Raw genomic sequence first — 25,085 nt, forward strand, 5'->3', positions numbered from 1 at the left:
ATATCCCACCATCGTTTCGCTTATAAAAGTTTAAAAATTACAAAAAAATTTTGAGCTTCTGTTTTTAATAGATGAGGTTTTATTTTGAGCTTAAGCCATTGTAGAGGCAATTTCCCTGGTGATTTCCCATTTCATTGGTCTGCCTTCGATATATCGCTTGGCTTCTTCAGCCATATATTCACCCATTCTCTCGCACTCCTTTGACAAAGAACCAGCAATATGCGGTGTAAGAATAACATTGTCTAATGAAAAAAGACGTGAATTTTGCGAAGGGGGTTCTGGTGATGTAACGTCCAGGACAGCGAATAAATCGGGGCGACTTTCAAGTACCTCGATTGCATCCGATTCCCGCACAACGGCTCCTCTTGATGTATTAATAAATGTGGCATTTTTCTTCATGGAATGTATGTGGTGTCCAGTAATCATCCCTTCCGTTTCTTTAATGAGAGGGGTGTGGATAGAAACAACGTCTGATACTTGGAACAGCTCCTCCAATGAACAAAGCTGGACATTCAGCGCTTTTGCTTCCTCCTTTGAAACGTAAGGGTCGTAAGCGATGACAGTCAGATCAAAAGGCTTTAACAGCTCGCACACTTTTCTTCCGATCATTCCGAGAGAGATAATTCCGACAATTGAATGGTAAGCTCCAGGCACTTCAAACTTTACAGGATACTTTCTTTCTTTTTTTACTTGATTGACATAGTTCCAGCCTCGTTTTAAAGAAAACAGAATCTGTGACAAAGAGAATTCAGCAACAGGTACAGCGTTTGCGGCAAATGCACTTGTAATTTGAATTTGCCTTTCCCAAAATTCTTTCGTTACGACATGCTTTATGGATCCTGCCCCGTAAAAAACAGCTTTTAAATTCGGGGCAGATTTTAAAAATTCCTGATCCATCACCGGACAGCCCCAGCCAGTAAATAAAACGTCTGCTTTCTCTAAAAGGGATGGATTTTGTATAATGGATTCTTTCGTTTGCGGCAGCTCATAAATCCGCACCATTTTTTCAATTTCTTTATAAACACTGCCGTAAACAAGTTGACAATCATCTAGTATAAATAATCCATTCAGCACTTTTTTTCCGCCTTTCATTCATCCTTAAGCATTTGTGTATTGTTCTGCAATTGATCTCATAAATTCCGCAAACTGTTTAAAAGCGATTTCCGGCTCCTCAATTTCCGGGCACCACTTTTTTTCCCATTCCAATGTATAGTAGCCGTCATAACCTTTTTCTTTTAGTAAAGAAAATATGTTCTCGAGAGGAACATCTCCTTCGCCCAGCAGGCAAAGCTGGTATCCCCGATCAGTCTCTTTTTTCACATAGGAGTCTTTCCAATGCGTGTATTTTATCCGCTCTCCAAGGATCTCCCACGTCTTTTGAGCCTGTTCGCCAAACAGCCGAAAAGGGTGGTGAACATCCCATACAACTTGAAGTTTGCTAGAATCGACATGTTTAAACAGCTCTTTCACATCGCCGCACTTGGTCCAATCGTCATGCGTTTCAAGAAGCAGGGTCACTCCATGGTTTTTAAGGACATCAAGCATAGCTTCTATGTTTCTGGCAACTGTCTGAATAGCTGCTGAGCGGGTCGCCCCCTTTATATGTCCGCCAAATACCCGAATATAAGGAGTATCAAAATAATGGCACAGCCTGATATAGTTGATAAGCTCATAAAGGTGCTGCTTCAGCTCAGCATCCGATTCAGTAAACAATGTAATTGAGCTTGAAAAACAAGGAATTTCTAAGTTCGATTCGTGAAATTTCCGTCTGGTTTCCTCTCTTTCTGTTGAAAATTCAGGAAGTTTATAAATATCAAATTCTCCTAAGTATCCACGAAAGTCTATCCCTTGATAGCCGTTTTCCAAAGCGTTTGATATCATTTCTTCTAACGTCCATTCCGGACATCCCAACGTTGTAAAAGCTAATTTCATCAGCTTCTCCTTTCCCATACATAATACAGGCAGAATCCTGTTTAGAGGATTCTGCACCTGCACATCTTATTTTTTCGTTTCAAGCCAATCTTCACTTTCTGTTTGCGCCTGTTCTAATGCCTCTTTTGCCGTCAATTCTCCAGTCAATGCTCCTTCAATCTTTGATTGGAGAATAAAACGCGGCTGCGAAGAAGCCCAAGGATATCGCGGAGCAATTGGAGTAGCCAATGTTTTGATTGCTGCTGTCGTTAATGGACTATTTTTTACGCTGTCCCATTCAAGCGACGATTTCACTACAGGAAGGACTCCGTGTTCTTCCCACATAAACTTTTGGTAAAAATCGGATGATGTGAATTTGAGAAACTCCCAGGCAAGCTCCTTGTTTTTGCTGTTTTTCGCAATTGCAAAAGGGCTTCCGGCAAACATTCCGCCAACACCTTCACTATTCTTGAATTCATCGACGATTCCAAGCCGTCCGTCTAATTTTTCCGCAAAGTCCAGCTTTCCATCTGGCCCCTGATTCAGCATAATCGCAATGTTATTATCCTTCGTCAGCCATTTTTCAGAACCTTGGGCGCTTACAAGACCTTTCGGCGCATATTGTTTCAGGTCCAAAAGCCAATTTAAGCCTTTTTCCATTTCTGGAGAATTAAACTGGAATTTCATATCTTTAAATTTGAAGCCTGATCCCCACGTTGCATTTTGTCCTTCTACCGCATTTAACAAAGTGAAAAGTGTGGAATGGTTGCCCATGAAATAGACCCCATAGTTTTCTTCCCCTGTTTTCGGGTTTTTCCCTGTCATTTTCTTCGCTTTTTCCGCTATTTCTTCCAAAGTCGGATTTTCTGATAAATATTCGACTCCCCAATCATCAAAGAGCTTTTTATCAAAATAAATAAATCGTGTATCTCCGAATACTGGCAAGCCGTAAGTTTTAAGCTCTTCATCGTCTGGCCCCATCGTTTTCCAGCCATCCATCTGATTATCAATATAAACGCCTAAATCGAATTTATCCTTTTCTATGAAAGGCTCCAGCGGTTCCAAAAGTCCTTGGGAAGCAAAGTCAGTAATACCTGGCATTTGATAAACATCAGCTTCTCCTGAACTAATCATCGCTTGTGTTTTTGGCACGTAGTTATCCCATGGAACATTTATAAATTCAATTTTAGCTTCCGGATGCTGCTTCTGAAACTCATCTCTAATCACATGCAGACCTTTTGATCTTTTACCGGTTGTCGGATTCGTGGCATCATCCAGTTTAATATCACCTAAAATTTGCACCTTCAAAGTTCCTTTCAGACCATCTCCTTCTGGTGTCTCTTTAGTAGAGCCCTCATCTGAATTACAGCCGGATAAAAACAACGCAAATACCATCAGACAGACTAGTGGAATGGACCACCATTTTTTCTTCATAATTGACCCTCCTTATTTTTCAAAACAGCCTATCATTACTCTCCCTTCAAACCACTCAGTGCAATGCTTTGAATGATATATCTTTGGAGAAAGAGAAACGCAACAATGATCGGTAATATACTTAGTGCCGCTAATCCCATTGTCAGTCCGGCATACCTCGTTCCGCTATCGAGAGAAAATCCGGCGAGAAATAGTGGAATCGTTTGCAAATTCTGATCGCTTAACGCAATGAGCGGCCAAATCAGCTCATTCCAGCTATTCATAAACGAGAGAATACACATCGTGGCTGTAATAGGACCTGTTAAGGGCAAATATACCTTGAAAAAGATTGAAAGCTCCCCTGCCCCGTCAATTTGTGCTGCTTCCCGCAGTTGAGAAGGCAATTGATCAAAATACTGCTTGCATAGAAAAATGCCAAATCCATACAAAATGGATGGTGCAATAAGCGGAGTATAGGAATTTAGCATTCCGACTTTATTAAACATCGTATACAGAGGAATCAGCCGTGCTTCTATAGGAATCATCATTGTTGCCAGTACGAGAATAAACAAAACTTTTTTACCTTTAAATTCGCCCTTTGAAAACGCGTAACCCGCAAGCAGGGATGTAAACACCTGCAAAATGACTGATGAAAATGTTACGATGCTTGAGTTTAAATAGGCGCGAAATAATTGGACATTCTCAAATATGATCTGGTAGTTTAACAGGGAAAATTGTTCAGGTATAAGTCTTGGCGGAAAAGGAATTGTTACATTTGCGTCCTGTTCAAAGCTGACGCTTACCATCCAAAGAAAAGGAATGATCATTGTGATCCCGGTTACAAGGAGAATTGCGAATTTAATCAGGTTCCATCTGTTTTTTGTCTGCTGATAGCTGATTGATCCTTTCACCCTTTTCATCCTTTCCTGCTATATTTTCAATTTGGTTAACTTCAAATTAACCAAAGTGAATATAAAGATGATCACAAATAATACATAAGTTGCAGCAGAGGCAATTCCAAATTCAAAGCCGGTAAAACCTCTTTCGTAAATATAACCTACCATTGTTTGCAGGGAACGGTTTGGACTTCCTCCAGGCCCTCCAATGACAAAGACGTCACTGAACCGCTGCATGGCACCGATCCAGCCGGTAACAATTAAAAATGCGAACGTACCGCCCATATTAGGGATTGTAATAAAGAGCCATTGCTGAAAACCGCTCGCTCCATCAATTTCTGATGCCTCATACAGCTCGCTTGAAATCGCTTGCAAATTTGCCAAGCAAATGATGACGCCAAATCCTAACCAATGCCATACGCCAAGCAAAATAACTCCCCATTTTGCGCTTGTAGGCTCTGACAACCAGGCTGAGGTAGGCAGCCCCAGTTTATCAAGGACAAAATTCAGCATACCCATCTCAGGATGAAGAACAAATGAGAATACCATTGCAGCTGCAACGATTGATGTAACATGAGGCAAAAAGAATAAGACTTTAAACAGGTTCTTCCCCCATTTAGACGTGTTAATTAAAGATGCGATTATAAACCCAAGCGGAATCGCAATCAACATTTGGAAAAAACCGATGTAAAAGGTGTTATAAAATGCATTCCAAAACGGCTTCTGTCCCAGCACACGTTCATAATTCTTAAGCCCCGCGTACGTTTCTATCGTTCCATTTGAATGAACAAAGCTGAGACGAAGGGATTCGATTACGGGATAAAGAATAAAGAGAACGATGCCTAAAACAGTCGGCAAAACAAACAGATACCAAACGTATTGATATTTCTTTCTTCTTTTTTTGATTACGGTTGCCCTCTTATTGATTACATCTGTTTGCGGGAGTTCCATTACAAACTCTCAACCTCCCTTCCTTATTTTCGCGTTTACACATGGATGAGATAGCGCTGTTTCATCTCATCTAACACTTCATCGCCCGGCCGGTTCCAAATCTCTTCATTAAAAATTTCTACCTCAATCGGGCCTTGATATCCTGCTTGTTCTACAGCTGTTCGAATTTTGTATATATCGATCACACCATCACCCATCATGCCACGGCCCATTAATAAATCAGGAGTAGGCACTATCCAATCAGAGACATGGAAGCCAAGAATCCTTCCTGAAGCCCTCCTGATTTGATGAAATAAGTCATGGTCCCACCATACATGAAAAACATCAACAACGACCCCAACTTGCTGAGGAGCATAGCATTCAGCAATGGCATTTGCTTCCGCCATCGTTACAATAACGCATCTTTCCGCTGCGTACATCGGATGAAGCGGTTCTATTCCAAGCTTTATCCCATACTCTTCAGCAAAAGGAACGAGCTTTTCAATTCCTTCAGCGACCATCTGCCGAGCACTGTCGATATCTTTGTCTGGTGAAGGTCCCGATACGAGCACCAATACGTCAGTGCCTAGCTCTGCAGCCTCTTCTACCGCCCGTTTATTATCGTCCAGCCTCTTTTGCCTTTCAGCTAAAGTGGCTGCAGGAAACATCCCTCCTCTGCACAAGCTGGAAACCTTGAGCCCGGCATCCTGAATCAGCCTTTTTGTTTCATTGAGCCCGATTTCATCCACCTTATGCCTCCATAAAGAAATCCATGGAATATCCGCTTTCACACAGCCTTCAACAGCTTCACGCACGTTCCATTTGCCGGTTGTAATTTGGTTTAAGCTTAACCGATCAATCGTTTGCATTTTCACCTTTTCGAACCCCCTATTCAATCCCTGCAAGCGCCAAGACTTTTTTCATTCTTTCAGCCGCGAGATCCGGATCTGAAAGCAGCCCGGCTTGATCCGCCAGAACATAAAGATCAGCAAGATGAACAATCGATCTGGCGCTTTCAGCTCCTCCTATCATTCGAAAATGTGATTGATGTCCGTTTAAATAGGCCATAAACACAATTCCTGTCTTATAGGAATAGGTAGGTTTCTGAAAAATATGCTTTGATAATGGCACGGTTTTTGCCATTATTTCTTCGTAACGTTTAATGTTGCCGGTATCCAGCGAATGCAAAGCGAGTGAGGCTGCCGGTGCAATGGCATCAAAGATTCCGAGAAGCGCATTGCTGTAACCGCTTTCATCACCGAGAATAAGTTCCGGGAAATGAAAATCGTCACCCGTATACATTCTTACTCCATCGGGTAGCAGCTGCCTCATTTTCACTTCTTGACTGGCATCCAAAAGGGAAATTTTAATTCCGTCTACCTTTTCCTTATGATCCCAAATAATATTCAGGCAAATCTCCATCGCTTCATTGATGTGATTATGGCCCCAATAGCCTTTCAATGCCGGATCAAACATATCTCCAAGCCAATGAAGAATGACAGGTTCAGATACTTGGTTCAAAATGCTCCCATATACCTTGTCGTAGTCTTCAGGAGCTTCTGCCGCTTGCGCCAGCGCTCTGCTTGCCATCAAGATAATTTGCCCGCCATGCTTTTCAATCAAGCTGCATTGCTCTTCATAAGCCTGTTGAATCTCTGAAAGGGTTGCTTTTGCGCCAGGCAAAAGCTGATCCGTCCCTGCACCGCATGCAATCCGGGCTCCGATCGATCGGGCTTCGGCTATGGATCGCCTGATGAGTTCCTGTGAGCTCTCCCAGCCAAGCCCCATTCCACGCTGTGCCGTATCCATGGCTTCTGCAACGGCAAATCCGTGAGACCATAGATAATGACGGTATTTTAACGTATCCTCCCAATCGATTTTAGGCTGCAAGATCGGATCTGTATCGGTAAACGGATCACATACGACATGAGCTGCAGAAAAAGCAATTCGGCTTTTAAATTTAGTTGGTGTAATGTCTGCAGCTGTTTTTTGCACCTGCTGATAAAGATATAAGGAGCCGTCAGCTCTTGGCAGCTTTAACGCTGTACTCATCCTTTTCTCCCCCAATTGTCAGGTTCGGAACATCAACCCACCGCCGTTCCTTCCAAGAAAGCAGACCGAGCTCTGAAAGCTGGCTCCCTTTTGCGCCTTCCAACAAAGACCAAGGAAACGGATCATCTAGTGCCACATGCTTAAGAAACATTTCCCATTGAAGCTTAAATGCATTTTCGTTCTTATCATTTTCCGGAACTTCCTGCCATTGGTCCATAAATTTAAATGGATTTGCTATGTCCGGGTTCCATACAGGCTTCGGCGTGTTTACCCTGTGCTGAATCTTGCAATCTCTTAATCCAGCGACAGCGCTTCCTTCCGTCCCATCAACCTGAATCGTGAGAAGGTCATCACGGTTCACTCTGACTGCCCACGAAGAATTCGCTTGAACAATAATCCCTCCTTCTAATTCAAACGTTGCATAGGCTGCATCGTCGGCTGTACAGCTGTAAGTATTTCCATCTTCATCTATTCTCTTTGGGATATGAGTCGCTCCGATACAAGAAAGCGCTTTAATATCTCCGAATAAATGATCGATCACATAGCGCCAATGGGCAAACATGTCAAGAATGATTCCCCCGCCATCTTCTTTTCGGTAATTCCAAGATGGGCGCTGGCTTTTTTGCCAATCTCCTTCAAAAACCCAATACCCAAATTCCATTCGAACGGACAGGATTTTCCCGAAAAATCCGGAATCAATCAGCCGTTTCAGCTTCAATATGCCTGGCAAAAATAATTTGTCTTGAACAACACCGTTTTTGACGCCGGCTTCATATGCGAGTCTTGCTAATACAAGAGACTCTTCTAAAGTTGTGGCTGTCGGCTTTTCGCAATAAATATGTTTTCCGGCTTGAATTGCTTTACGAATGTCTGCTGCACGCCTCACTGTTGTTTGTGAGTCAAAATAAATAGTATTATGCGAGTCGGCCAAACATTCATCTAAATTCGTACTGATACGGTCGATGTGGCAGCTGGACGCCAAGTTTTTCAGCTTGCTTTCATTTCTTCCGACTAAAACGGGATCAGGCATAATCACATCACCGTTTGAAAGGGCAATGCCACCCTCTTTTCGGATCGCTGTGATTGATCTTATTAAATGCTGATTGGTTCCCATACGGCCAGTTACGCCATTCATGATAATTCCTAAATGAATCGTAGACATAAATGCCCCCCTCTCGATTGGTTCATTAGATGCATTTAACCTAAGTATAGGGGTGCTTTTAGTAGATCGTCTTACACAAATGAGAAGTGAATTTGCAAAAACGGAACTAATTTGCCATACGAGTTTCATAAGCAATAAGCATTATCGGCTTTACAGCTCCTTCACTCTATTCATTTTTCGAAATTTATTTGGCGACATCCCCACCAAATTTCGAAATGAACGGTAAAACGTAGAAAGAGTTTCATAGCCAACTTCAAAACAGATAGAAACAATATCTTTTTCCGTTTCGGTTAATAGGCTTTTGGCCCGGTCGATTCTTACCTTTTGTAAATATTGCAACGGTGTTTCGTGGTATTTTTCTTTAAAAATATCATTAATGTATCGAGGAGAAATGTTAAAGGTTGTGGAAAGAGATTCTGCTGTAATATTTTCGAAGTAATTTGCTTCAATGTAGTTTCTCATTTGGTTCGATCGTTTGTCATTGGCATGTTCAATCTTTTTATTTTTATTAAGTCGGACGAGAATCAGCAGAAACTCGAATAAATAGACCGGAGATGAATATTTGCATAGCGGATCGTAATCGGTTTGTTCGAATAGCATTTTTCGCAATAACTGCCTGACTTCACTTGCCCTGACGAGATCTAATTGAAAATGAGATGTTTGCAGTCTAAAGGCCTGCATTAAGAGACTTTCAATATCCTGTCCCAGTATTTTCGAGAAAGCCAAAACGAGGACAGTTAGTTTGGAATGGGCTTTTATGGAGTGTACCGAATGCGGAACAATTAATACCACTTGATCTTTAGAAAATTCATACCTTTTTTTATCTACGTATAACTCCCCTTCTCCTTCGAGTGCATATAGGAGTTGAAAATGATCGTGGTAATGCTCTGAAATAAAATGGCCTTTAGGATGTTTGCTTTCATACAGATGCACACCTGAATCCGGCATGTTCAGCTTTTGAAATTTCACTTTCGAACCTCCTTTCTGCTTGCACCAGTCTTTCATTCATAGTTCATGAGACGAAAAGCACGATTAAAAGAGCATTTTCGGTCTCATGACTATATCTATTGGGCATGTAAAGCAGAAGAAATCGTTTCAATACCCTCTATACCTTGATACAGATGCTCCGGCAGAAGCTTTACGACCAGTTTCCCGTCTCTTTCAACAGCTCCTCCGAAATAATCGGCAGGGGTCGAGCGTATGGACATTGTTTTTACATCACTTGCTTCCATCTCTATGATGTCATCTGCACAAGAAACGAGGCAGCCTAACGTGCCATACGCAGAAGATAGCAACAAAAGCTTGCTTTCTTCATCCTGCACGATCGGCCGATGGGCAACAACTGTCCCTAAATCGATGACTGGGACAAGCTCCTTTCTAATTTGGGATACCCCGAGAATTTCTTCAGGAAACCCACCAATCGGAGTAATTGTGCCAGGCAATTCAATTGACTGAATTTTACTTATATCCACGAGAAATAATTCATTATGAATATGGAACAAAATTGCTTTAAACGTCCCCATTTTCTTCCCTGCCTTATCTTGGATTTACTGTGCTTTCTGCTATCGCTACCACAAGTTCAGCTGTTTTCACAAGCTCCTCGATTGGCATTTTTTCATTTTTCGTGTGAATCTCTTCATAACCGACAGCCAAATTAACAGTTGGAATGCCATGACCAGCAATTACGTTGGCGTCACTGCCTCCGCCGCTCGTCAGAAGCTCGCAGCTTCGCCCGATTTTTTCCGCTGCCTGCTTAGCTACTTCAACTACTAAGTCACCGTCCTGATATTTAAAACCTGGATACATAATGTCAATATTAACTTCAGCTCTTGCTCCCATTTCCTCTGCTGCTTGTTCGAAGGCGTTTTTCATTTTTTGAACCTGAGCTTCCATCTTTTCCGCGTCCAACGAACGAGCTTCAGCGAGAATATCCACCTGATCGCAGACGATATTTGTTTGAGTACCGCCTTCAAATCTGCCGATGTTTGCAGTCGTCTCACTATCGATTCTTCCAAGCGGCATTTTTGAGATGGCTTTCGAAGCAACTGTTATTGCAGAAATCCCTTTTTCAGGAGCCACGCCGGCATGGGCTGTTTTACCGTAAATCGTTGCTTTTACTTTTGCTTGTGTCGGTGCCGCAACGATAATATTTCCTACTTTTCCGTCTGAATCAAGAGCATAGCCATATTTTGCAATTAGTAGTGATGGGTCAAGCGCCTTTGCTCCCAATAGCCCTGATTCTTCGCCAACCGTAATGACAAATTGAATTGTTCCATGCGGAATCTGCTTTTCCTTCAGAACCCTGATTGCTTCCAACATAGCAGCAAGCCCTGCTTTGTCATCAGCACCCAAAATTGTCTTTCCGTCTGTTTTCACGTATCCTCCCTCAATGACAGGCGTCACTCCGTTTCCTGGAACGACTGTGTCCATATGAGAAGTGAAATAAATCGCATCTGCATCAGTTGTACCTTCAAGAGTACAAATAAGATTGCCTGCTCCATGGCCGGTAATTGATGTCGTATCGTCTTCAATGACGGAAAGACCAAGATCTTGAAACTTTTTCTTTAAAACTTTGCAAATTTCAGCTTCGTGCTTTGTTTCCGAGTCTATTTGAACAAGCTCTAGAAATTCTTCTATTAATCGTTTTTCATCGATCACTTTGATAACCTCCCAAATTTATAGCGGAATGTTTCCGTGTTTTTTTAAAGGTCTCATATCACATTTGTTTTTCAACATTTCCAAGGCATGAATCAGCATTTTTCTGGTTTCACTCGGCTCAATAATATCATCTATCATCCCAGCTTCTGCGGCTTTATATGGATTGGCAAATTGTTTCCGGTACTCTTGAATTTTCTGTGTCCTGGTTCCATCAGGATCATCGGATTGCTCGATTTCCTTTGCATAAATGATAGAGGCTGCTCCCTCAGGTCCCATGACTGCGATTTCGGCATTTGGCCAGGAAAATACAAAATCAGCCCCGATCGCTTTACTGTTTAATGCAACATATGCCCCTCCGTATGCTTTCCGCAAAATCACGGTGATCTTAGGGACAGTGGCTTCCGCATATGCATATATGATTTTGGCTCCATGTCTGATAATGCCTTCGTGCTCTTGCTTAATGCCCGGAAAAAAACCTGTAACATCTTCAAATGTAATCAGAGGAATGTTAAAAGAATCACAAAACCTGATAAATCGGGCAGATTTATCAGCAGCATCAATATCCAGGCTGCCTGCCAATGTTTTCGGCTGATTGGCAATGATACCTGCCGCCTCGCCATTTACTCGAGCAAAACCGATGACAATATTTTTGGCGAAGTTCTGTTGTACCTCCATAAACGAGGCTATGTCAACGATCTCTTCAATCACTCTCCTGACATCATAGGTTTTGCAGCTTTCTGTCGGTACTAGCTCGGACAGGGCTGGCCGATCATGATTTTCGTCTGGAATGATTGAAGCACTGGGAGGCTTTCTCTCAAAATGCTGCGGCAAATAAGTAAGGAGTTTTTTTACCTTTTCTAATAGCTTTTCCTCAGTTCTCTCAAAAAAATGGGCATTTCCACTAATCGAATTATGTACTTGAGCACCACCAAGACTCTCTGAGCTTATATGCTCACCAGTGACAGCTTCAATGACTTTAGGACCAGTGATAAACATATTACTCGTTTTTTCGGCCATAAAAACAAAATCAGTCATTGCCGGTGAATAAACCGCTCCGCCTGCACAAGGTCCTAGTATGACAGAGATTTGCGGAATGATACCCGAGTAAAGGACATTACGGTAAAAAACTTGTCCGTATCCATCTAATGATACCACACCCTCTTGAATTCTCGCACCACCTGAATCGTTCAAACCGATGAAGGGTGTTTTGTTCGATGCAGCAAGATCCATGACAGCCGCTATTTTCTTCGCATGTACCTCTCCAAGCGTCCCGCCGTAAACTGTGAAATCCTGAGAAAACAGATACACTGGCCTTCCGTTTATTTTCCCATAGCCTGTGACAACGCCGTCTCCGGGATAACGGGTTTTTATTCCGGGATCCCTGCTCTCCATGAATGTATACAGTTCCACGAACGAATCTGGATCTAATAAGAAATCGATTCTTTCTCTTGCCGTCAGCTTTCCTTTTTGCATCTGCCGATCAATTTTTTGTTCGCCTCCGCCGGCCTCAGCCAACCTTCTTTTTTCATACAGCTTAGTTAGATGATCGTACATATCCACTTTACCTGTCTCCTTTCCTATCGGTTTCATATAAGAACACAGCGAGTAGATCCGGGAGATATACAATATCTATAAAATTTGTTTCTTCATTCAAATCGTCTGCTTCTATAACATATGCAAACATTCACTAATATTTGTACTGATCCTGCTTTTTCATATTTTTGCTGAATCGGAATTTCTAAACACGGTTAAAATCTAAATATCCTGCCGGGCCATATTTCATCACATCTTGTCATGCTTGTCCTATGATAAAAAACAAGATAAAATAAGAGAAAGCAATTTGAACGGAGGTTGTAAAATGCAGCGAAAGGCAATAAAAATAATGGCGATCATAATGGCTGCAATCATGTTAATCAGCACGTTGTTAACCGGAGCGGCCTTATTTTTATAGAACGAAAAAGCCTGACACAGTTCTTGATGTGTCAGGCTTTTCTATTAGGCATCCTTGAGTTTTTTTGCGGGTTTTAATCCTTTAAAATAGCTTTTGATAACAAGGTACTGCTCCATCTCGCCAATAAAATGGAACAGTGCTGCCCTCACTTCAAATTCCTCTCGTGTTTTCGGAAGCGGCATGTCTTTGAATTCCTCTCGCATTTCGCACAATTCCCGCAAAAACTTATGGGCAGTATTGCCCGGATGAATATGCTCTTTTAAATCTCGGATGAACACTGCAATTTTTTTGCTTTGTTCACCCGAAATGGGAATAGAGGTTAAAATCGGTAATGAGCGTTCGATGATCTCGAACTGTTTTTCGCGCATTTTAAAATAATGGTAATATAAATTTTCATGCCGCATCATATGATTTTCAACATCTCGGAATGCTAAACTTTTTGCTTTATTGATATGGTCGTGCGTTTTATGAATTTCCTTTCCTGTCCAGTCCTGTTTTCCTGTTAAAAGATAGTTTTCAATCTTCTCGAATATTTCAGCGAAATCGTCCTCTATTTTTTGCTGATAAGCCTTTAAATCTTTTTCAAGATTAGGCATATAGAGGTTCATAACCAAGGCAAAGATGATACCGATGATAAGCAGCATCAGTTCATTTTTTATCAGCGATAACGTAATCCCGTTTGACATATATAAATGCAGAATAATGACAGAGCTAGTTACGACGCCTTCTTTTACTTTAGTATATACGGTCAACGGAATAAATAATAAGATTAAAATCCCTATAGCGAAAGGGTTATACCCGAGAAATTCAAACACAAGATAAGATAATATTATGGCAATACAACATGCGGCAAATCTTGCCCATGATGCTTGTAGTGATCGTTTTTGAGTAACTTGGATACAAAGAATCGTAATGATTCCGGCTGAAGCAAAATTGTGCAAATTCAATAATTGGGCTGTAAATATGGCCAAGGCCGTACCCAATGCAGTTTTTACCGTTCGGTAACCTATTTTAAACATTATAAACCCTTTCTGTGCTGTCAATTTAAATTTTCATTTCAAATTTGGCAAAGACTATTCTAAACGATTTTTCACAAAAAGTCTTGCTTATTTTATCCTTGCTTTAGAAAAAATTTAAGATAGTCTTAGAACAATTGTTTACCATGGTTAAACTTGTTGGGCTCAGCACAGCTGTCACGCTACTTCAAGTGGGATTGCAGCATCCATAAAAATCAATAACAAACTTTGGTTTGCAAGTGTTTTCACTATTATTATTAGCCCATTATCATTTGCAATCAAAACTTTTTTCTTTATATAATAACAAAGTTGCCGATTTTTGCTTCTAATTGGAAAAACTAAAATATCTATTTCTAGTGAGGTGTGTAAATGGAACCAAAAGTAGTAGTAAATAACGTAACAAAGGTTTTCGGCAAATCGAAGCGAAACGCCATAAAATTACTCGAGGAAGGTTATTCGAAAAATGAAATCTTAAAGGAAACGGGAGCAACGGTTGGAGTCAATAAAGCCAGCTTCGAAATCTATCCTGGTGAAATTTTTGTCGTAATGGGCCTTTCTGGAAGCGGAAAGTCAACGCTTATCCGTATGTTAAATCGATTGATCGAACCGACAATTGGCCATGTTTTGATTGATAACGAAGACATTGTAAAAATGAACGCTCAAGCTTTAAGAGACGTCCGGAGGAAAAAGATAAGCATGGTTTTTCAGAACTTTGCTTTATTTCCTCATAAAACGGTTCTAGAAAATACGGAACATGGACTTGTCATCCAGAAGGTTCCTGCTGCAGAACGAAAAGAAAAAGCCAGACAAGCATTAGAGGTCGTAGGACTTAAAGGGTACGAAGATCAATACCCTTCCCAATTAAGCGGGGGCATGCAGCAAAGGGTCGGACTTGCCCGGGCTCTTACAAGCGATACAGACATTTTATTAATGGATGAAGCGTTTAGTGCTTTGGACCCATTAATTCGCAAAGACATGCAAAGTGAGCTATTAGAGATTCAAGAAACGATGAAAAAAACAATTATTTTTATTACTCACGATCTTGATGAAGCTTTGCGAATCGGTGACAGAATTGCTTTAATGAAAGACGGCAGTGTGATTCAAATCGGAACACCTGAAGAAATCATGATGAATCCTGCAAATGAATACGTAGAACAGTTCATTGAGGATGTGGATCTCTCGAAAGTCTTAACGGCTTCTCATGTTCAAAAACAGGCGGAACGAATTACTCCTGACCGCGGTCCGAGGGTAGCACTGCAAATCATGAAGGAGCAAGGATACTCAAGCATATTCATCGTAGATCGAAAACAAAAACTGCTGGGTGCCATCACTGCTGATGACGCATCGAATGCAGTCAAAGAAAACAAATCGGTTGAAGATGTGATGCAAAAGGATATCGTTACAGTTCATGAAGATACACTGCTTGCGGATGTAATAGATGCCCTTTCGACTTCAGCGCTTCCACTTGCTGTAGTTGACGCGGAAAACCGATTAAAAGGCGTGATTATCAGAGGGGCTGTAATTGGAGCTCTCGCCGGCAATAAAGATGATTTGAACGTAAAGGAGGAGATTTAAATGGGGCTGCCAACTTTACCAGTAGCTGAATGGGTTGATGCCCTAGTGACCTGGATTGTCACGAATTTCGGTGGTTTTTTCAATTTGGTCAGTAACATAACTGAATCCTTCTTAACCAGCCTTGAAAAAGTATTGGGTTTAGGTCCGTCTTGGGTACTCATTATTTTGCTAACATTATTAGCGTTTTACACAAGCCGGTGGACAGTTGGACTCTTTACACTTATAGGGTTATTATTAATCGAAAATTTCGGATTATGGGATGCAATGGTAAGTACGCTTGCCTTAGTACTTGCGTCTGTTGTCATAACGATTATATTAGGAATCCCGCTTGGTATATGGGCTTCCCACAATGATAAAGTAAAGCAAATCGTAACACCAATACTGGATTTCATGCAGACAATGCCTGGATTCGTATATCTCATTCCAGCCATCCTCTTTTTTGGAATAGGCGTAGTACCTGGAATTATCGCTTCTGTGATTTTTGCGATACCTCCAACTATACGGTTAACGAATTTAGGTATACGAGAAGTTCCAAAAGACTTAATTGAAGCTTCGAACGCATTTGGCTCGACCTCTTGGCAAAAGCTATCGATGGTGCAGCTGCCGCTTGCTGCTCCAACCATTCTTGCAGGGGTAAACCAAAGTATCATGCTCTCATTATCCATGGTCGTAATTGCTTCATTGGTTGGTGCACCCGGATTAGGTGCGGAAGTCTATCGTGCTGTTACTCAAGTTCAGGTAGGAGAAGGCTTCGTAGCCGGATTATCAATTGTTATCATTGCAATTATTATGGACCGGATTTCTCAAAACTTACGAAAGCCAGCCTACGGGAAAGCCATTTCTAAAGCTTATGTTTACGGGTTTTTTGCCCTCGTAATCGTCGTATCGTTTATTGGTGTTTCGTTCGCCGAAGGGCAAAAAGGAAATGGACCTGCAGGATCAGCAGGTGAAGAGGTGAATTACCAGATCACTGGAATTGATCCAGGCGCCGGACTCATGAAAGCTACAGAAAAAGCGATGGCCGATTATGGTTTGGAAGGCGACTGGACATTAAAAGAAGGTTCTTCGGCTGCGATGACCGCACAACTGCAGAAGGCTTACGATCGTCAGCAGCCAATTATTGTCACAGGCTGGACCCCACACTGGATGTTTAGCAAATACAAATTGAAGTATTTGGAAGATCCAAAAGGTTCATTTGGCGAGAGTGAAGCGATCAATACAATGGTAAGAAAAGGATTGGATCAAGAAGCTCCAGGAGCATACAAAATTCTCGATCAATTCCATTGGGAAGCTTCTGACATGGAAGAAGTCATGAGGGACATTCAAGAAGGAACGAAGCCTGAAGAAGCAGCAAAAAAATGGGTGAAAGACCATCAAGACGCTGTTAAGAAATGGACAGATGGTGCTCAAAAAGGAAACGGCCAGAATATTACGTTAGTCTACGTGGCCTGGGAGTCTGAAATCGCCAGTACCAATATAATTAGTGAGGTACTAAAACAGTCTGGATATAACGCATCAATGAAACAAGTAGAGGCAGGTCCGATGTTTATCAGTGTAGCTAATGGAAGTGCAGACGCTTTAGTTGCTGCATGGCTGCCGACTACCCATGAAGATTATGTTAATAAGTATAAAAACCAATTAGTAGATCTTGGTCCAAACCTGGAAGGTACTAAGCTTGGTCTGACAGTTCCAGAATATATGGATATTGATTCAATTGAAGATCTAAAGAAATAATTAAAAAAGCGTGATGAACTTTCATTCATCACGCTTTTTCACGTTGTATCAGCTATATTTTTTGGATGATGCTGATATTCGTCAAGATTGATTGCGATCTCGCTATTAAATTCAATCCCTTCGCTTTCCAACGCTGATTTTTGGGAGAAAAAGAGTTCATCTTCTTTTATCCCTATTTCCCCTTTCGAATTGATCACGCGATGCCAGGGAAGCTTGTGTTTTTTGCTCATGGAGTGAAGTACTCGAACGACTTGTCTCGCAGCTCTTCGATTTCCAGCCAAAGCCGCAATTTGGCCGTATGTCATTACTTTTCCTGATGGAATTTGTTTAATAATTTCAACAACTCTTAATGTAAAGCCCTCCAAACGACAGACTCCTTTCAATAAAAAAACTCCCAAGCCTAATAAGCGGCCTGTGGAGCTAATAGTCAAATTTATACTTCTTCACAATGTTCTTCAAAGGCAGCTTGGAGCTTATTTACTACTTGCATCGGATCATAGCCTTCAATCTCATGTCTTTCAACCATAGTTACAAGTTTCCCGTCTTTTAATAAGGCAAATGAAGGTGAAGAAGGTGGATACCCTGTAAAATAGCCTCTTGCTTCAGCTGTCGCATCTTTATCCTGTCCTGCGAACACGGTCACCAAATGATCCGGACGTTTATCAAAATGGATTGAATGATGGGCTGCAGGCCTGGCAATCCCTCCTGCGCATCCGCACACTGAATTCACCATAACAAGCGTCGTTCCTTTTTTAGCAAAAGCTTCTTTTACTTCTTCTGGAGTTTTTAGTTCTGTATATCCGGCAGAGACAATTTCCTGTCTTGCTTGTCTGACCACGTCATTCATAAACAAATCGAAATCGATATTATTCAAGCTGACCTCTCCTATTCCATTTCTATTATCTCTCTATCATATCAGGGAACCGAATAAAATCCAAATGACTAAGCTTAGGCTATATTTGTGTTTTTTTGTATACTCCTTAAATATGCAGTTTTTCTCTAATCATGCTATTCATTCACTTGAGACAATGATCCATCATAAAAAAAAGAAGAAAATAAAACCTTATGGAGCTGCTGCATCCTTCGCAGTTGCAGATACGTCATCGTTTAGTTGATGGAATATTGGAAGACAAAAAGCTGTAACTGTTACGATTGTCATCAAACCACCAATGATGAAAAAGAGAATCGGTATACTCCAGGTTTCTGCTACGATACTTCCGAGCATGGCTCCAACAGGCATTCCTGCTTGTGCAAGAAGTATGCGGACTGCAAATACCCTGCCTCGCAAATGATCAGGAACTCTTCTTTGATACAGTGTTGTATTGTGAATATTAAAGGTGATCGCTAAGATTCCATGCAGGACAGTTACTAAAAACGAAACGATAAAATTGGTGCTTATTCCTAATATAATAAACAGGGACCCTTCAAACAGCGCGACCCCTAGCATCACGACACGCCGATTCTTTGGTTCTTTCAAGCTACCCGTTATAACAGCTCCCAGGATCATTCCTAAAGAAAACGCAGAAGTAAACAAGCCGTATTGAATTGAGTTTCCCCCTAAATAATCCGTTACATAAGGCAAAAACATTGGAATCGCTGCGCCGGTACAGAAGTTCATGACCATTAACAACAGGCCGACTCCGAGTAAAACCGGATACATTTTATAAAAGCTTAATCCTTCCTTGAACTGAGAAAACCAACTTTCCTTTTTTTCAAAGTGATGATCCGATTTTGGCAATAAGCAGAGAAAGAACCCTGCACCTGCTAACGTTAACACTAATAGTCCCAGAATAAATCCTGCTCCGGTAAACTGCAGCAGCACACCTCCCAACGCCGGACCAATCAGCATCATTAGTTGATTTGTTCCTTCCAAAAAGGAGTTCCCTTTCATCAAGCGTTCTTTTGGCAATACTTGTGCGACATACGCCATACTTGCCGGGCGGAACAGCGGCTCAGCAATTCCCATCAAAACAGCGATGGCATACATATGCCAAAGCGTAAGGAGATTAGTAAAATAAAGAAGAGCTCCGGCGAGAAAAACCCCGGCTCTCAACCATTCCGAAAATACCATCACGCTCCGGCGATCCCATCGATCAAGATAAGGTCCTGATAGCAGCTGCGTTAACAGACTTGGGATCATAAAAAACACCCAAATGCTTCCCATAGCGATTTTTGACCCAGTTAAATCGTACACAAGCCATGACATAATAAATACCGCAAATGTGCCACCCAATGCAGAAGCAGCTTGACCAAGCCAAATCCACAGAAAAGATCGAGTTTTAAACAATTCCTTCATTCTTTCATCCCCTTTTTAGACCTCTATCTTACATTTTTAATGTAATCGGATAGTAGAAGAGAAACGTCTTGAATCCTGGATTCACGCAAGCTATATCGGTCGCCGTCTTTGTTAGACGAATGCAGCCGTATCAAGCCTGCAGCACGCAGCACAACTAAATGGTGATGGACGGTGCTTTTTGCAAGTTTAGTTTGATTAACAATCTCCATAAAACTCTTTTGCTCTTCATGTACATAGCGCAGAATTTTCAGGCGGGTTTCATCCGCCAAGCACTTTGTCACTCTCATTAGTTTTCTTGAAGGTTCATTCGATTGGACTCCATCCAAATCGATCGGGTATAAAAACATTTTTAAATTTTTGAAATTTTCGTAAACATTAAATGGATTTGAATGAAATTGAGGGATGAGCACGACTTTTTTGACTTGATCATCCTCTAAACAGATACCGTTCGTCGCCTTCTCGATTAATTGAACTGAGTTCATAGAGTCCGCAAGTTCTTTCATTTTTTGTGCTTCCTGTTTTAGACTGTTAAGGATTTCGTCCTGAATCCCGCTGAAATATTCCTCATTCCATTGCTGCCATAGGTCAAGAAAATAGTCTTTTAATGCACTAAAACCATGTTCCTCAATCCAACGATAGGTATATGTTTTTTTGAATTTTTTTACGTCTTCTTCATGTTTTTGGGCGAGGATCGACAAATGGATGTCCTTAAACTCTTTTTCCTTCAGCGATGTCATCCATTTCAAAAATTCGGGAATGCTTTGTTTATTCGGAGAGCTGTACACATAAAATAAATCCATTCCATGATCTATATAAATTCGATCCTCCTTAATTTTCCGTTTCAATTCTGGTGATAATTGGTTATCTACTTTTTTGTACCAAGGCTTGCCAAGCTCAATAATTTTTTTCTCTTTTTTGCTCATGTAAATGTACAAGCTAATAGCAAGCTCGTAGACAGGTGAATAGTCGATTTCAATCTTAATGTGTTGATCCTGATTCATTAAAAGTTCGACCTCCATCGAACGAAATTATTATAGTTCGATCTTAATCGAACTCATTACATATTTCAAGTATTTTCCTTCTTTTGGCTAATGGTACCATGCCGAGTAAGTTTGACTCACTATAGAATGTAAAGTTACCATGGGATGAATTCATTTTTTATAAAGCAGGTAAAGGAGCCTTTATGATGAAAAAAAAGAAAGCTTTACTGATTTATAATGGGAATGCCGGGCAAAAAAAGATCGAAAAGACATTAGGAGCCGCCGTTCCCATTCTTTCGCAGTATGTGGACGAACTCGTAATAAAACCAACGAAAAAAGAAACAGACGCAGAAGAATTTTGCGAACAATTAGATGAAGACGTAAATTACCTGTTTATCCTTGGAGGCGACGGCACAGTCCACTCATGTATAAATGGAGTCGCCGGACTTCACAAAAAACCTGCAATCGGTATTCTGCCCGGCGGAACCTGCAATGATATTTCAAGGTCCTTACAGATTCCCCAGCAAATTGAACAAGCTGCACACGCGTTAACAGGTGGGGAGCTAGTTTCTATCGATCTTTTAAAAACGGATCAGCAATATGCGCTTAATTTTTGGGGAATCGGACTGATTACAGAAGCATCAGAAAATATCCGCGAAAACGAAAAAGCGGTGATTGGTAAATTAAGCTATTTTACAAGCGCATTGCGAACATTATCCAGAGCCGAACCCTTTGAAGTTGAAATGTTAATCGATGGAGAAAAAATAAATGATAAAGCAGTAATGCTCCTTGTATTAAATGGACATTTTATCGGTACAAACCGGATACCGCTTGCAAATCACATGATGAATGATGGATTGGCGGATATTTTGATTTGCAGAAATCCAAGTCTTTCTGCTTTTAAGGAACTTTTGGCGTTAGACGATAAATCCGCTTCAGAATTTGATAAGGATGATCTATCCTTTTACCAAGGAAAATCGATTGAAATCACGACCAAACAAGAGATGAAAGCAGATACAGATGGAGAGATTTACACAAAAACCCCTGTCAAAATTGAAGTGCTGAAAGGACACTTACAAATGATCGTCCCAGCCGACAGCGCAATAGCAAGACCGTCCTCTACTGATTGATAAAGGACGGTTTTTTTGACAATGCATTTGACCTTTGAATTTTTATGCATCGGCTGATAACATATTATTGGGCAATGCCCCTATTCTTTTACACTAAAAGGAGCTCATTACATTGATTATCCAATTCATTCGTTACAGATAGTAAAAGGTATAGACTTTTTTATACCCTGCTCATTTTTTTTAATTGTATGAGGCAGGTTTATTTGTCTATGCCTTTTTCATTTATCTAACTAACGAATGAATGAGGTGTAAAAGTTGTCTAACATGAACAAAAAAATAAAAAGGGCAAACGATATTAAGAAAGCCGAATCGATTTTTTCATGCCCGATTTGCCGATCTCAAATGAGAGTATGTGATACAAATAGTTTCGTTTGCACTAACGGCCATACGTTTAATATTGCAAAACAAGGTTATGTAAACTTTTTGGATCACCCGATAAAAACCAACTACGGAAAGGATGTATTTGAGGGAAGGAGAGCCATAATTACGCAAAGTGGCTTATTTGCTCCCCTTTATCATTCTATTGCTGACGTGATAGCCTGCCAGAAAGCTCATTCTATGAATAAAAGAACTTTGGCAATGCTAGATACCGGATGTGGAGAGGGCTCACATTTATCAAGGATATACAAGCATATTTCCTCTTTTAACGGCGATTCAGTAACTGGTGTTGGCATAGATATTTCAAAAGAAGGAATTTTGGCAGCTTCTAAAAAATACGATGAATTGATCTGGTCAGTCGCTGATCTTGCGAATACGCCATTTAACGACAGGCAATTTGATGTTCTGCTGAATATCTTATCCCCTGCAAATTATAAGGAGTTTAAGCGGCTTCTGACTGATGACGGCATCGTGATAAAGGTAGTCCCTCGACGTGATTATTTAAAAGAGGTGCGACAATTCTTTTTTGATAATAAAGAAAAACAAACCTATTCCAATGCAGATATTATTGCTCGTTTTACACATAATTTTCATCATGTAAAATACTTGAATTTACGTTATACCCAAATCCTTGCGAAAACTGAAATTCAAGCATTGGTTCAGATGACCCCTTTAACATGGGATCAATCTAAGAAAAAAATACACCAGTTCTTAGAAAAAGAGTTTATTGACCTAACTGTAGACCTGGATTTATTAATAGGAAGAAAAACCACCAAATAACCTTTTAAAACCCGCTCTTGTTCAGGCGGGTTTTAATAATAATTAAATGAATAAAAATACATTCTTGTCTCAGATCCACTTTTCCATGAATAACAATTCATCCTGCTTATACCCCAAGTTCTCATAAAATCCTTTTACCTGTTTATTGTCCATTTCAATCAGAAGGTTGAGCTTCTCACAGCCGATTTTTTTCAACCGTATTTCGAGTTCGCTGATAATTTTTTGACCTAAATTATTTCCTTGATGTTCCGGATCTACAGCTAAATGATTGATCCAGCCTCTTCTGCCATCATAGCTTCCCATCACAACACCAATGATTGTTCCATTTTCCTCTAAAACAAAAAACAGCTCTGAATCCCTTTTTAATTTTTCCTTTATTCCTTCCAAAGTGTCAGAGCGGGATAAAATCAATCCTGCCCGCTGCCATAAATCAATGACAGAGTTAAAATCGCTCACAGTAAACTGACGAAATTTCATTTATCCTCACCTCAGGTGTCTATAATAATAAAGACATGCCAGGAGCTTCCGGCTCACGTTCTGTGAACCCCAGCTTCTTATAAAAACTGTGTTTTCCTTTTGCTGAGAACAATTGAACCTTCTTCATCCCTTCGTCCTGACATTTTTTTAATAAGTTTTTCAAAATGGTTCTTCCAATGCCTTGCTTTTGATAGTCAGGATGAACCATAACATCACAAATGAATGTTTGATATACCCCGTCAGATACTACTCGCCCAAACCCGATAAGCTCGTCTTTCCGATAAATAGAAACAGAATACCAGCTGTTACAAATCGCTTTGTAAAGCTGGTCCTTTGTGTAATACCCTTCAGCATTCCACCCCGTGGTTTGATGAAGTTTATGAAAATCTTCCTGGTTAGGAAGTATATTTTTACATTCAATCTCCATAAGAATCTCCTTCAAATAAAAATGCATATTTATTAATAATATATAATAAATATGCAAGTAGATAAATAGGAAATTCTCATTTCATCTATTTTTTCTAATTCAATTTAATTGTTCGATACTCATTTTCTACAAAACTATCAATTCTTTTTAAAGCCTCTTGAACACCACCGCAAGCTTGAAAACTCTCATTAATCTTTTTGATTCCTTCTTTGTAGTAATTGTTAGAGAGCACTTCATTTACTGCAGCTGTCAAAGACTGAACATCAATGTTTTCCTTTGATAATCTGTAACCCGCTCCAAGCTCAGTTAATCTCTGTGCTACCATTGGTTGATCCTTGTCATGCGGCAGAACAACCAGGGGAACTTGAAAGTGAATCGCTTCATTGACACTGTTCATACCGCCGTGCGTAATAAAAACATCCGCTTCACTAAGTACCTCCAGTTGAGGAACATAGGAAGAAATGATGAAGTTATCAGGCGCTTGAGTAATTTTTGTGAAATCCGCTCTTTCTCCGGCTGCTATAACAACCTTCCCTTGAAAATCGGCAAAAGCTTCAATGCACGTATTGAAAAACTCTTCTGTCTGATCCAAAACAGTTCCCATCGAAATATAGAGAACTTTCTCATCCTTCAACTCTTCAAGAGGGAACTGATTATTCGACTCTTTTCTTTTTGGAAAACTTGGGCCGATAAAAATATGGCTGTCACCAAAATGATCGCTGTTAGGCTGAAAATACCTGCTTGTGTATACAATCGTTAACTCCCCGTCATTTCTCATGAATTGCAGCAGGTTCTCAGGTGAAACGCCGAACCGGTCTTTTATTTGTTCAAGTAATTTTTCAGCATCCCGATCAAGCTCGAAGGAAGCCTCAGAGTCAGGATGAAAAGGTAATTCTTTAAATACGTCATCCGGCATCTTAAATGAGGGTGATGAAGAGATTCCAGGAATATTGAAGTAATCTCTCACTAACTTTCCTGCTCCGAACATATCATACAGCACAAAATCAAAAGAAATGCTTTCTGACAATTGTTTCGTGATTTCCAGTATATCAAGCGACGATTGAATATGAATGTTTAAAAATGCTTGTAACCCTGCTGATGAAGAAGAATCAATGGAGGCTTTACTGAGCAGATCCGGATGAAGATGTACCTTTGCTCCCACTCCTTCTAGCCGTTCCTTAAACTTTTCAGTCGTAATGTAGTGTACATTGTCTCCCTGTTCTGCAAGAGCCTTCACAATTCCAAGAGTAGGATTCACATGCCCTTCCGCCGGAAAATTAATGAATAATATGTTTGCCATTCTCAAGCTCACTCCTCCA

General features: G+C 40.6%; 25 protein-coding genes. 5 read left to right on the top strand and 20 right to left on the bottom strand.

Annotation, left to right across the window (positions count from 1 at the left end):
* Positions 1-90 precede the first annotated feature (90 nt).
* The 12 genes from JOC74_RS05110 to JOC74_RS05165 form a co-directional block, all read right to left on the bottom strand.
* On the bottom strand, positions 91-1,074 hold the full coding sequence (locus JOC74_RS05110; protein ID WP_098945296.1) for a hydroxyacid dehydrogenase: 984 nt from the start codon (positions 1,072-1,074) through the stop codon (positions 91-93).
* A 24-nt stretch (positions 1,075-1,098) separates the two neighbouring features.
* Positions 1,099-1,932 (bottom strand): sugar phosphate isomerase/epimerase family protein, encoded by an 834-nt coding sequence (locus tag JOC74_RS05115; protein WP_053603267.1) that lies wholly within the window; start codon positions 1,930-1,932, stop codon positions 1,099-1,101.
* Between the two features lie 66 nt (positions 1,933-1,998).
* Positions 1,999-3,345 carry an ABC transporter substrate-binding protein gene (locus JOC74_RS05120; protein WP_053603268.1) on the bottom strand — a complete coding sequence of 449 codons (1,347 nt, stop codon included), beginning with the start codon at positions 3,343-3,345 and terminating at the stop codon, positions 1,999-2,001.
* Between the two features lie 35 nt (positions 3,346-3,380).
* Entirely contained in the window at positions 3,381-4,244 is an 864-nt protein-coding gene (locus JOC74_RS05125) for a carbohydrate ABC transporter permease (RefSeq protein WP_053603269.1), read from the bottom strand.
* A 9-nt stretch (positions 4,245-4,253) separates the two neighbouring features.
* Positions 4,254-5,171: a carbohydrate ABC transporter permease gene (locus JOC74_RS05130; RefSeq protein WP_053603270.1), complete on the bottom strand. Its 918-nt coding sequence runs from the start codon at positions 5,169-5,171 to the stop codon at positions 4,254-4,256.
* A gap of 35 nt (positions 5,172-5,206) precedes the next feature.
* Positions 5,207-6,019 carry a sugar phosphate isomerase/epimerase family protein gene (locus JOC74_RS05135; protein WP_053606031.1) on the bottom strand — a complete coding sequence of 271 codons (813 nt, stop codon included), beginning with the start codon at positions 6,017-6,019 and terminating at the stop codon, positions 5,207-5,209.
* A gap of 19 nt (positions 6,020-6,038) precedes the next feature.
* On the bottom strand, positions 6,039-7,202 hold the full coding sequence (locus tag JOC74_RS05140) for a dihydrodipicolinate synthase family protein (protein WP_053603271.1): 1,164 nt from the start codon (positions 7,200-7,202) through the stop codon (positions 6,039-6,041).
* Positions 7,171-8,364 carry a Gfo/Idh/MocA family protein gene (locus tag JOC74_RS05145; RefSeq protein ID WP_053603272.1) on the bottom strand — a complete coding sequence of 398 codons (1,194 nt, stop codon included), beginning with the start codon at positions 8,362-8,364 and terminating at the stop codon, positions 7,171-7,173. The genes JOC74_RS05140 and JOC74_RS05145 overlap by 32 nt, the downstream gene beginning before the upstream one ends.
* Positions 8,365-8,514: 150 nt before the next feature.
* Positions 8,515-9,333, bottom strand: coding sequence for a helix-turn-helix domain-containing protein (locus JOC74_RS05150; protein WP_225970342.1), 819 nt, complete (start codon positions 9,331-9,333; stop codon positions 8,515-8,517).
* A gap of 95 nt (positions 9,334-9,428) precedes the next feature.
* Complete coding sequence (locus JOC74_RS05155; protein ID WP_053603274.1) at positions 9,429-9,887, bottom strand: chemotaxis protein CheW; 459 nt, start codon at positions 9,885-9,887, stop codon at positions 9,429-9,431.
* Between the two features lie 13 nt (positions 9,888-9,900).
* Positions 9,901-11,022, bottom strand: coding sequence for a M20/M25/M40 family metallo-hydrolase (locus JOC74_RS05160; RefSeq protein ID WP_053603275.1), 1,122 nt, complete (start codon positions 11,020-11,022; stop codon positions 9,901-9,903).
* Between the two features lie 18 nt (positions 11,023-11,040).
* Positions 11,041-12,576, bottom strand: a complete 1,536-nt coding sequence (locus JOC74_RS05165; protein ID WP_225970383.1) for an acyl-CoA carboxylase subunit beta — start codon at positions 12,574-12,576, stop codon at positions 11,041-11,043.
* 304 nt (positions 12,577-12,880) lie between these two features.
* Here JOC74_RS05165 and prli42 point away from each other — a divergent pair, with 304 nt between their 5' ends.
* Entirely contained in the window at positions 12,881-12,973 is a 93-nt protein-coding gene (gene prli42, locus JOC74_RS05170) for a stressosome-associated protein Prli42 (RefSeq protein ID WP_158320293.1), read from the top strand.
* A 44-nt stretch (positions 12,974-13,017) separates the two neighbouring features.
* Here the strand turns inward: prli42 and JOC74_RS05175 are convergent, their stop codons facing one another.
* The gene (locus JOC74_RS05175; protein WP_053603277.1) at positions 13,018-13,992 is read right to left on the bottom strand and encodes an aromatic acid exporter family protein; all 975 of its coding nucleotides are present in this window, start codon (positions 13,990-13,992) and stop codon (positions 13,018-13,020) included.
* A 366-nt stretch (positions 13,993-14,358) separates the two neighbouring features.
* Here JOC74_RS05175 and JOC74_RS05180 point away from each other — a divergent pair, with 366 nt between their 5' ends.
* Both JOC74_RS05180 and JOC74_RS23840 read left to right on the top strand, forming a co-directional pair.
* A complete protein-coding gene (locus JOC74_RS05180) occupies positions 14,359-15,564 on the top strand; it encodes a quaternary amine ABC transporter ATP-binding protein (protein ID WP_053603278.1) in 1,206 nt (401 codons plus the stop codon).
* The gene (locus tag JOC74_RS23840) at positions 15,565-17,298 is read left to right on the top strand and encodes a glycine betaine ABC transporter substrate-binding protein (protein ID WP_053603279.1); all 1,734 of its coding nucleotides are present in this window, start codon (positions 15,565-15,567) and stop codon (positions 17,296-17,298) included. It begins immediately after the preceding gene.
* Between the two features lie 38 nt (positions 17,299-17,336).
* On the opposite strand, the gene JOC74_RS05190 is transcribed toward JOC74_RS23840, so the two are convergent.
* From JOC74_RS05190 to JOC74_RS05205, 4 genes are all read right to left on the bottom strand, one after another.
* Positions 17,337-17,663, bottom strand: coding sequence for an MGMT family protein (locus JOC74_RS05190; protein WP_082363856.1), 327 nt, complete (start codon positions 17,661-17,663; stop codon positions 17,337-17,339).
* A 68-nt stretch (positions 17,664-17,731) separates the two neighbouring features.
* Complete coding sequence (locus JOC74_RS05195; protein WP_053606033.1) at positions 17,732-18,145, bottom strand: BrxA/BrxB family bacilliredoxin; 414 nt, start codon at positions 18,143-18,145, stop codon at positions 17,732-17,734.
* A 216-nt stretch (positions 18,146-18,361) separates the two neighbouring features.
* A complete protein-coding gene (locus JOC74_RS05200) occupies positions 18,362-19,594 on the bottom strand; it encodes an MFS transporter (protein WP_053603280.1) in 1,233 nt (410 codons plus the stop codon).
* 23 nt (positions 19,595-19,617) lie between these two features.
* On the bottom strand, positions 19,618-20,595 hold the full coding sequence (locus JOC74_RS05205; RefSeq protein WP_053603281.1) for an ArsR/SmtB family transcription factor: 978 nt from the start codon (positions 20,593-20,595) through the stop codon (positions 19,618-19,620).
* A 185-nt stretch (positions 20,596-20,780) separates the two neighbouring features.
* Here JOC74_RS05205 and JOC74_RS05210 point away from each other — a divergent pair, with 185 nt between their 5' ends.
* Together JOC74_RS05210 and JOC74_RS05215 are read left to right on the top strand one after the other, a co-directional pair.
* Entirely contained in the window at positions 20,781-21,704 is a 924-nt protein-coding gene (locus JOC74_RS05210) for a YegS/Rv2252/BmrU family lipid kinase (RefSeq protein ID WP_053603282.1), read from the top strand.
* A gap of 264 nt (positions 21,705-21,968) precedes the next feature.
* Positions 21,969-22,862, top strand: coding sequence for a putative RNA methyltransferase (locus JOC74_RS05215; RefSeq protein WP_053606034.1), 894 nt, complete (start codon positions 21,969-21,971; stop codon positions 22,860-22,862).
* A 69-nt stretch (positions 22,863-22,931) separates the two neighbouring features.
* Here the strand turns inward: JOC74_RS05215 and JOC74_RS05220 are convergent, their stop codons facing one another.
* The 3 genes from JOC74_RS05220 to JOC74_RS05230 form a co-directional block, all read right to left on the bottom strand.
* On the bottom strand, positions 22,932-23,339 hold the full coding sequence (locus JOC74_RS05220; RefSeq protein WP_053603283.1) for a GNAT family acetyltransferase: 408 nt from the start codon (positions 23,337-23,339) through the stop codon (positions 22,932-22,934).
* Positions 23,340-23,358: 19 nt separating this feature from the next.
* Positions 23,359-23,766 (bottom strand): GNAT family N-acetyltransferase, encoded by a 408-nt coding sequence (locus tag JOC74_RS05225; protein ID WP_053603284.1) that lies wholly within the window; start codon positions 23,764-23,766, stop codon positions 23,359-23,361.
* Between the two features lie 94 nt (positions 23,767-23,860).
* A complete protein-coding gene (locus JOC74_RS05230) occupies positions 23,861-25,066 on the bottom strand; it encodes a macrolide family glycosyltransferase (RefSeq protein WP_053603285.1) in 1,206 nt (401 codons plus the stop codon).
* Positions 25,067-25,085 lie beyond the last annotated feature (19 nt).

It is taken from the genome of Bacillus capparidis (genome assembly GCF_017832095.1).
Taxonomy (GTDB): Bacteria; Bacillota; Bacilli; order Bacillales; family Bacillaceae; genus Bacillus; species Bacillus gobiensis.